This is a genomic window from Planctomycetota bacterium (assembly GCA_016207825.1).
Taxonomy (GTDB): Bacteria; Planctomycetota; MHYJ01; order JACQXL01; family JACQZI01; genus JACQZI01.
Genome location: JACQZI010000012.1, coordinates 74,814 through 81,531, shown reverse-complemented (window position 1 = coordinate 81,531; position 6,718 = coordinate 74,814). Strand labels below are relative to the sequence as shown.

The 6,718-nt window shown below is 44.3% G+C and carries 3 protein-coding genes; all 3 read right to left on the bottom strand.

What is annotated here, in order from left to right; translation table 11 throughout:
- Positions 1–5,016 (bottom strand): PQQ-binding-like beta-propeller repeat protein (locus HY811_06620; protein MBI4834473.1); only part of this gene is annotated, 5,016 nt, incomplete at its 3' end.
- Positions 5,017–5,018: 2 nt separating this feature from the next.
- The gene (locus HY811_06615; GenBank protein ID MBI4834472.1) at positions 5,019–5,753 is read right to left on the bottom strand and encodes a hypothetical protein; all 735 of its coding nucleotides are present in this window, start codon (positions 5,751–5,753) and stop codon (positions 5,019–5,021) included.
- Positions 5,754–5,761: 8 nt separating this feature from the next.
- Positions 5,762–6,664 carry an orotidine-5'-phosphate decarboxylase gene (pyrF, locus tag HY811_06610; protein MBI4834471.1) on the bottom strand — a complete coding sequence of 301 codons (903 nt, stop codon included), beginning with the start codon at positions 6,662–6,664 and terminating at the stop codon, positions 5,762–5,764.
- Positions 6,665–6,718: the final 54 nt, after the last annotated feature.

The window sequence follows — 6,718 nt, the reverse complement described above, 5'->3', positions numbered from 1 at the left end:
AGTCTCTGTCCCGTCAAAGTTATTCAATAGACCTCTTTCAAAGGTGCAGCCGACTATCCAGTTCTTGGTGAAATTCGTATCCTGGCCGATGGTATCGGCCGTTGACACCGCCCCACCCGATGACACCTGGTATTGCTTTGATGCGTATAATCTGGTGGAATCCGTCACCTGGCTCGAAACCCCGGCCGTGGTCGTGGCGGTCCTGGTTCTTTCATTAGTTGCGCTTTCGCTGATACCATAGTTAAAGCTGTTTGTCAGTTCGGTCTTTTCCCCCACTTTATTCACCGAGCTCAAGCCCAATAATGCCGAATTGCCGTTCGTGCCGCTAGTCCCCTGGATATTTCCGGATAAATTATCCATAATCTGGATGGTTGAGCCCAAGCTTGTCTGGTGATTGGTCGGCCCCTTAAAGGTCGTCTGTTGGGACATATACATATTAACACGCTGGCTCAAGGCGTAATTCGCCCTGACTGCGCCGACCGAGGTATCGGAATTGGTTTCGCTCGTAATATTAGCGAGTTTATTCTCCACGCTCTGGTAACGGTATTCGCCGGAAAGAGTGAGCTTTTCCGTCATATTGTAATTTCCCTGGAGGCTCGTAACTTCTGTCTTTTCCCCTCCGACTAACGCACCTGAAACCAGGTTATAACTCTTCAAGAGTTCCTGGACATCATACCTGGCGCTAAGATTGAGTTTATCGGTCAATTTATCGCTAATGCTTGTCCCGTATTTGGCCGTGCCCTGCTGTATTACCGCGTTGGAGGACATAAATCCCGGCCGCAGGCGCTGGTAATAAACATCCGTGGTTATATTCTCTATCAGTTTTGAATCTGCCTTGATATAATACGCGCTTCCTTCTGAGGATGATAAATTAGTTACTTCATTAAAGGTCAATCCGCCGTTAAGTGAAACATAATTCGGGATGCCGCGCGATTCTGACTGGGCATATTCCGCCTTGACTTTAGTAGTTAAAGGCAGTTTTACCGTCAAATCCGCTCCGCCTAAGGTGTAATCCTTATCTAATTCCTCTTCGGATACATATCCCGTCCCGATTGTAACTTCGTCTATAGGCGAATAGGCCACCCTTCCCCCGTATACCCCTTCATTTAAATGAGTCCGGTCGGGCTCGTATTCGTAATCCACTACGATATACATCCCATTGCCGCTAAGGATATTGGTTGATATAATACTGCTTGTTGGGTCTACCGAATTAACAACCTGCTTAAATATAATACGCCCCATATCATAATCTATCTCGTAATCAACTCCCCTTGTTTTAATAATCGTCTGGGTGGGCAGATTGGTCAGTTGGTCGCGTGAGACAAGTTTTACCTCTTCGCTTCCCTCTATCACATTCTTGTGCTTAAGATAATAGAAGGAACCCCCGGTAGCGCGGAATTCATTGTGAGCGGCCACCTGGTATGCCCTGGCTCCAAACAGTTTTACCTCGGTATTCGGGATAAACAGATAATCAGCTCTATTATTATTCGTGTTCAAAGCCACCTTGGCTCCGTAAAGAGTCCGGTTATAGGCAAATAGCTCATTAGAAGCCAAGTCGGTCTGGTAATTACCCACCAATACCTGCGATGCCGAAGGCGTATGCTCGGCTGATAAATAGAACATCCCTTGCGTATTGGTGGCATCCCATGATACAGTGGAATCATCGCCGTATAGCGGATAATACTTGTCCGGGTCTATATAACGTGACATCGCCCGGTACCTATTACGATTGCTGTCGAATGATGAAGTAATCGTGTAGTCTTTATTATACGTGCCTGATAAATAATAAGCTAATCTGCCTCTGGCGTTAAACCCATCATCAAGCCCTTCGTTAACTTTATTCTTAGTTACGATATCTATATTGCCTGAGGTATCATTATAACCGGCAATGCCTTCGCCTAAGACAACGAGATTCAATTGCTTAATAGTTTCAGGGTTTAAACGTTCAAGTGTTGTCGGAACAGGAAAGTTCACTTTGCAAAGAAGCCCTTCCGTAACCCTGACCACTTTTGAACTATTGAACCCTTGAACTTGCATTAGATGCGTCCCGGGTGCTACTCCGGGCACGTGGTATTTGCCGTCTTTATCCGTGGTGATAATCGTGCCGTCTTCCATTATTATCTTGGCCTGGCCGACACCAACTTCCCCTTCATCCTGGATGCCGTTGCCATTGGTATCTTCAAACACCTTGCCGATAATCGTGCCCAAATCGAATATCGGGTCTGGCACGACCAGGACTTCCTCGCGGGCGATATTCGACGTGCCTTCGGTAACCGGGGGCTTGTTATACCAGAACCGGGCATAGGCGCGGTTTTCGTATTTGCCAAAGGCTACACCGCTTCCCACGACCAATTGATAAGACACTACCTTTGTGGTCGCCGTTGCGGTTGTCCCAAACCAGCCGGCATCATATGTTAGTGTATTTGTATCAAATCCGGTTGGGTCGGTCCGGGTGATATTACCAGCGCCGTCTATTAAAATGCTGGAACCCTTTATATATTTAAAGCCGGGCGGGATGCGGTCGATTAACTGGGTGGGGTTATTGATATCAGTAGGGTCAACTCCATTATTGGTTAAGGTTATCTTATATGTCACGACATCACCAACCATGGCCTTTTGCTTATTCGCCTTCTTGGTTATCTGGATATCTGCCGGGTCAAGAGGGTCGGCTCCTATAGCAACGACTTTATTTTGGGCACAACCACCGATATATATCATCCCATTTGAACCGATTGCAGGAGAAGATATGAACTCCATTGTTCCGGGAGGCGCCATTGTATACGACCAAAACCCATCTGGTCCCATAGCCATATAGACCTTTCCATCATCACATGAAAAAAACACATTGCTATGGCTATCCACAGCAAGCGCCGAACGAACTACGGTCGCAGATCCGACTGGTAAACTTATTGCCTCAACCGGTGCCCCACCGGTATCAGTAATACCATAAATCACAGGGTCTATTGCACCAGCCGCAGTCGTTCCAATATATATAGTTCCAAGAGGACCGATTGCCGGGGAGGAATAAATACTTCCCTGCGTATCAAACCTCCATTTAAGATTACCGGCAGTATTAATTGCATATAAATATCCATCTATGCTTCCAAAATATATTGTTCCATCTGAAGCAATGGCGGGCGATGAATAAACAGGGTCGCCGGAAGGCGTAGGATACATCCATTTTTCCGTACCATCAGGATTTACCGCGTATAAACGGCCATTAAAAGAACATGCATAGATGGTTCCGTCATCGCCGACAGCCGGTGAACCCTTAACTTCACCGCCTGTAGGAAAAGCCCATCTAAGTGTTCCTCCCGAAGTAATGGCATAAAGATTTCTGTCATCAGAACCGACATAAATAGTTCCGTCATTACTAATAGTGGGGGATGAAACTATCGGTCCTCCGGTTGCAAACGGCCATCCCGCTTTGGCAGAAGCATTATTAATATTATCTACTATAGCGTAAAGTTTCCCGTCATTGCATCCAAAATATATGGTGCCTTCATCATCTATAGCCGGTGCAGAGCGAATAATATTACTAACCAGATAGCTCCATTTAACAGTTCCGTTATAATCACGCATTGCATAAAGCCTGCGGTCATCACATCCGATATAAATAGTTTTTTCCTCTAAAGGCTTTCCTCCAATAGAAGGAGAACCATTAACCCCCATGGTAAACGACTTAAACCATTTTTCCGTGCTTACGTTTTTCCCAACTACCGGCACCTGACCGGTTTGTCTAAGATTATGCCGAAACTTAGGCCATGGAGTATCACCCAAAACAGCCCCGATTGAAACTATTTTAGTGGCTGATGAGACATTAGAAATACTATCTATTACTTCTAATCTAATTACTTGATTACCGGTACTTGCGTATTGATGTGTTGCCGTAGCCACCGTTGTCCAATCAATATCAAAAACACCGTCACTTTCCCAATCCCAACGATAGTGAAGCGGAATACCGTTGAAATCATCTTCTACGTCATAAGAATCCTCCGCATTCACATAAAATTCCGTGCTAAAGACACCGGCGGTAGGCGTAATCACGAAAATAGCGACCGGCGCGCTTATCACACCGAGAAGCCTGGTCGTATTGGAAACAGCTCCTTTGCTATCCATCACTTCCATCTTGATTGTTTTATCACCGCCGAATGCATACTGGTGCGTAGCGGTTATAACAGTTGCCCAACCGGTATCCCACACACCGTCATTTTCCCAATCCCAGCGGTATTGAAGCAAAAGGTCCAGGGCATCATCTTCCTCATCATAAGAACTTTCTGCATTTACCTCATAAATAGTTTGCAGTGTCCCTCCGGTCGGGGAAATGACAAAACCTGCCACCGGAGGCTTATTTACTTCCTCCTCTATTTCCCGGCTGGTAATAAAAGAAGCCAAGCTAATCCCTGCTCCGAGAAACAACGCCGTTTTCACGATATAACCGGCGCCTTGCGCGATGTATGTCATGGAAGAAGGGATTTTACCCGGCTGGTTTAAAAGTAATTCCTCATTCTTTACATATTTAACATCTGTTATACCAACCACGGTCTCTCCGATAGTGCCAAGCTTCCCTTGGCTTATTTGTATAATGCCCTGGGGAGTATCTTGATGATATGTAACATTATAATCAGGGTAATCAGAAGGTTGAAAATATTCAGATACAACAATCTTTCCGTTGACGTAATGATTAGGAGTAATCTCGTTAATTTGTTCCCCGAGTTGATCATAATCTAATCCGGCATAACCGCCTGCTATGTCATTATACAAGGTATTAATTACAGTCTGCGCCTTGCGGTAGTATTGCAGTTCGGAAAAATAATAATTCCCCCATTTATCCCCGAAAGAATCAAGGCATGCATTATGAAGTTTCTCAATAGCAGGTGAATCCGGTTTAATCCAATTATAAATAATTTCAATCAAATCAGGAGAACCGGCAACCGCCGGAACGATAAACATCATGCATACCAGCCAAAGGCACGCGCCGGTAAGCAACCCATTAAAATATCTTCCGGTTTTCATTATTATTTGTTTATTTCACCGAATTTCAAAACCTTACTATCGATAACCGATTTTGCCCCTTTATGGCCGAAATTCACCAGCTTGATTGTAATAATAGAACCCCTTCCCACGCATGTTGATTGAGCCAAACCGGTTATAGGAATATCTTCCGAAACCAGTGAAATAACCTGACGGTTTTTACCCTTATCGCTGCTCGTAAACTCCCGGCATATTATTTTCTTGCTGTTTGCCGGAACCGTATATTTGACCTTTTCGTCTGAAGCCAAAATATTACCATCAGTATTCACACCGTTGAAAGGCGTAATAAATTCCGGTATAATATTGCTTATATTGATTTTCAATTTACGCTCTATATCAGCCTGTTCTATTTCCAACGCCTGGAAACCTGCCCGTTTGAAAATGACCTTACGCGGTTTATCATAACTGTTTTTTTTCAATGATATTATAGATACCCCTTCCGACACAAGCGAAACTTCTTCCCAGAAATATGATTCGCCTTCAATTTGCTCTTCCCCTGCCAGGTTTATTTTAAAGAGGTATGAGCGGATTTCAGAAGCGGAATGCTTGCTGATACTGATTTCGTATAAAACCCACTGGCCGACGGCTAATTTCGGTTTGATTATCGCTTGGGAATCAGGTTTAGCCCCTTGCGGATAAATAACAGCTGAGTGATAAACAAGAAAGGCAATAAAAAAGGCGCTTAGGATCCGAATGATAATTTGAGGTTTTATAATCATCCATTCTGTTACTTGATTATCTTACGGATAGATTGTTTCATCTCAAGAACTGCCGAACGAACCGCATCGCTCCAATCACTCACGGAAGATTCTTTTCCCCTACCTGAAGGATGAATAATGCTTCTGGAAGCATTTATTACCGCACCTAATCCATCACGATTAAAACAGATTTTAATATCATCCGCGGTCGCGCCCTGCGCGCCGTAGCCAGGAACAAGGAAAAACTGCCTGGGCATCAGCTCCCTCAATATTTTGGCTTCCTGCGGGAAGGTCGCCCCAACCACAGCCCCGACACTGCTATATCCGCTTTCTCCAACTAACTCCTGACTCAAGTCACTAACCTTCCTTGCCAGGAAATTATATAACGGTTTTCCATCATCCAACAGTTTATCCTGAAAATCTTTGGAGCCGGCATTGGAAGTTTTCACAAGGACAAACAAACCTTTCCCATTTTCCTTAGCCGCTTTAATAAACGGTAACAGGCTATCCCCGCCTAAAAAAGGGTTCACGGTAACGGAATCTATTGCATCTGCATTTTTGCCCAGGTAAGCTTCGGCATAAGCTTCGGAGGTTGAAGGCACATCACCGCGTTTTATATCGGCAATGGTTAATAAACCCTTCTTCCTAGAATATTCCATTGTTTCCCAGAACGCCTTAACGCCCCACCATCCATACTTTTCATAAAAAGCTGACTGTGGTTTTACACCAACCGCATACTTGGAAATAATTTTAATAACCGCTTTGTTAAATTGGAGTAACAGACGGCTGATAGATTTATTATCAGCATTATCGCCAATGTATTTTTCGGCAAGCGCTTTAGGAATCAGGTCAAGCCTTGGGTCCAATCCAACGATGACACATGATTTTTTCTTCTGAATTGCTTCGGTTAATCTATCTGCAAAGTTATTCATAATTAACCAGTTTACGAAATAATCCGGCGCTTGTCAAAGGTATTTATATTTTGT